Genomic DNA, 2,910 nt, shown 5'->3' on the forward strand with positions numbered 1-2,910 from the left:
CGCCGGCGCCTGACCCCTCGGGGACAGGCGCCGTCGTGCTCAGGACCGGGTGCCGCTCAGCGGGGGCGGAGCTGTGCCGCCGCCGGGCAGTCGAACGGGTCGCCGCCCGCGGCGAGGCCGACGCGGTTCAGGTAGCGGATGACGATGCCGTACGACTTGACGGCCGTCGTCTCCTGGTAGGGGATCTCGTGCGCGGCGCAGTGCGCCTTGACCAACTTCGACGCGGCACGCAGGTGCGGCCTCGCCATGCTCGGGAAGAGGTGGTGCTCGATCTGGTAGTTGAGGCCGCCCATGAACGCGGTCGAGAAGCGACCCGTGATGTTGCGCGAGGTGAGCACCTGCTTGCTGAGGAAGTCGACCTTGGCGCCCTCGGGGATGATCGGCATGCCCTTGTGGTTCGGCGCGAACGACGAGCCCATGTAGAGGCCGAACACGGCCATCTGCACGCCGATGAAGGCGAAGGCCATGCCGACGGGCAGGAAGAAGAAGACGACGCCGAAGTAGAGCACCATGCGCGTGGCGATCAGCGAGATCTCGAGCGCGCGGCCCTCGATCTTCTCCTTCGTGAGCAGCACCTTGAACGAGTGGACGTGCAGGTTGACGCCCTCGCCGAGCAGCAGCGGGAAGAAGAAGTAGCCCTGGCGACGCGTCAGGTGCTTCATGAGGCCGGTCTGCTTCGCCGCGTCCTCCTCGAGGAACGAGACCGTGTCGAACGCGATGTCCGGGTCCTTGCCCTTGGTGTTCGGGTTGGCGTGGTGCCGGGTGTGCTTCGACATCCACCACGCGTAGCTCATGCCGACGACGCCGGCGGCGAGGACGCGGCCGACCTTGTCGTTGCGGGTGCCGGAGTCGAAGACCTGGCGGTGCGCGGCCTCGTGGGTGAGGAACGCGAACTGCGTGAGGATGACGCCGAGGGCCGCGGCGATGAGCAGCTGGAACCAGCTGGAGCCGAGCAGGACGAAGCCGGTCGCGGCGCCGCCGAGGCAGGCCACGAGGATCACGAAGACCGTGACGTAGAAGCCGGTGCGGCGGCGGAGCAGACCCGCCTCGCGCACGCTGGCGAGCAGGGCCGAGTAGGTGCTGGTCGGCTTGCTGGCACGACCGGCGACGGTCGGCCGGAAGCCGGACGAGACCGGGCCGGAGGCGCCGGTGGGGGGTGCGATGACGGACATGGAGCTCCCGCGGGTGTGTCGACTTCCCAGCCGTGGAGGTGAGCGGTGCGCCCCTAGATGCCCCTGACGCTAGGGGCACGGTCGGGGTCAGCGCCAGCGCAGGCGCCGATGCACAGCGATGCCGGGCGGATGCACAGGTGGGCCGAACGGTCGCGCGGGCGCGCGCGAGCGCGCGTGCCGGCGGCTCCTCGCTCGACGGCGAGCGACCCTCGCCGTCCCGCGCGGGACCTGCCAGGAGGGGGCGGTAAACTCCTCGGGTCCGCCCCGCCCAGGAAGAAGTACCGTGCCGTCTGCCTCCGTGCCCCCCGTGCCGTCCGGCGGCGACACGGCCGACCGGGGCCGCGCCTCCTCGGCTGGCTCCTCGGCGTACTGGCCCGTGCCCCTGGTGCGTGCGGTGCCCCTCCTCGTGACGGCCGCCGCCGTGACCTTCTCGCGTGACCACTCGCCGTTCGTCGGGCTCGTGTCCTTCGGCGTCGCCGCCCTGGTGGGCGGGCTGCTGCTCACCGTCGGCGTGCTGCTGCGCCTCGACGACCGCAGCAGCCGCACGCTGCAGGTCGTCCAGGGCGTGACGACCGTCGTCGCCGGTGCCGTCGCCCTCGCCGCCTCCGCGGCCGGGCTCGCGTTCTTCGTCGCGCTCGTGTCGGGCTGGGCGCTCGTCGCCGGCGCCCTCGAGCTCGTCGCCGGCCTGCGTCGCCGCGGCCGCTCGCCGCTCGCCCGTGACTGGACCAGCGTCGGGGTGCTCACGCTGGCGCTGGGCGTCGTGTTCCTGGTCGTGCCGCTCGACTACGCGCAGCCGCTCGGCGGCGTCGAGCAGATCGAGGGCGAGCTCACCTCGTCCACGGTGCTGGTGGGGGTCCTCGGCGCCTGGGCCGCGGTCGTCGGCGTGTTCCTGGTGATCGCCGGGCTGTCGCTGCGGTGGCAGACGGACGCGGGGGACAGCGCGGGGGGACACGGCGCCGCGGGACACGACGCCGCGGGACGGACCGACGCGGGGCACGACGCCGCGGGACGGACCGACGCGGGGCCGGCCGGCCGCCGCACGAGCACGAGCACGAGCACGAGCACGAGCACTGACAGCAGCATCGACCCGACATCGGACGAGGGACAGCACGCATGACCACACCCAGCTGGCGCGAGCGCGTCCGTCCCGCCGAGTTCCTGGGCCTCAGCGCCGTGTTCGCCGTGTTCGTCGGCGTCGTCGTGCTGATGACCACCCGTCAGCTCGAGCTCGCGCTGATCTTCCTCTGCATCGGCTTCATCGTCGCGCTCGTCGTGATCGCGATGCTGGCCCTCGCCGCGAAGCCCAACGAGGACGAGCGCCACGAGATCGACGAGTCGGACCGCCCCAAGGGCCACTGACCCGCGCCGCGGCCCCGCCCGACCCGGCCCCTCACTGCCCTCACCTCGTAATTTGAGAGGGATTCGTCTCAGGGCCGCCAGGATTCCGCGTATCCGGCTGCCGTACGCGCGGAACACTCGCGCCTTGCTCGCCCGCACGCGGCGCGGTCCGAGGCCGCTGCGGGTAGTGATCTCAAAGCGCGAGCGATCCGCGCCACGGCTCGCGGGAACGGTGGGCACGCGGCCCGCCGGCTGCCGGATCACTCTCAAATTTGAGAGCGACAGGGAGCGGGTGGGTTAGCGAGGGACCATCGCGTCGCGACGGGCGGGGATCGCGGAGCTCCGCGCCCGGCCCGCCGCGTCCGGCGTTCTGCGTGCTGCCCGCGGCGCGGCGCGGCGC

The 2,910-nt window shown here is 72.4% G+C and carries 3 protein-coding genes; 2 read left to right on the plus strand and 1 reads right to left on the minus strand.

All coding sequences use genetic code 11. From position 1 onward, the window contains the following. Window positions 1-56 precede the first annotated feature (56 nt). The gene (locus RWM17_RS13610; protein ID WP_314104537.1) at window positions 57-1,172 is read right to left on the minus strand and encodes an acyl-CoA desaturase; all 1,116 of its coding nucleotides are present in this window, start codon (window positions 1,170-1,172) and stop codon (window positions 57-59) included. Window positions 1,173-1,455: 283 nt separating this feature from the next. On the opposite strand from RWM17_RS13610, the gene RWM17_RS13615 reads away from it, so the two are divergent. Next, window positions 1,456-2,289, plus strand: a complete 834-nt coding sequence (locus tag RWM17_RS13615; protein WP_314104539.1) for a DUF308 domain-containing protein — start codon at window positions 1,456-1,458, stop codon at window positions 2,287-2,289. Continuing rightward, a complete protein-coding gene (locus RWM17_RS13620; protein WP_314104542.1) occupies window positions 2,286-2,531 on the plus strand; it encodes a hypothetical protein in 246 nt (81 codons plus the stop codon). The genes RWM17_RS13615 and RWM17_RS13620 overlap by 4 nt, the downstream gene beginning before the upstream one ends. Window positions 2,532-2,910: the final 379 nt, after the last annotated feature.

The organism is uncultured Frigoribacterium sp. (genome assembly GCF_963515265.1).
In the GTDB taxonomy this organism is placed as follows: Bacteria; Actinomycetota; Actinomycetes; order Actinomycetales; family Microbacteriaceae; genus Frigoribacterium.

Coding starts and splice junctions, on each gene's coding strand:
- RWM17_RS13610 (WP_314104537.1), bottom strand. CDS start 1,172: ATGTCCGTCATCGCACCCCCCACCGGCGCCTCCGGCCCGGTCTCGTCC.
- RWM17_RS13620 (WP_314104542.1), top strand. CDS start 2,286: ATGACCACACCCAGCTGGCGCGAGCGCGTCCGTCCCGCCGAGTTCCTG.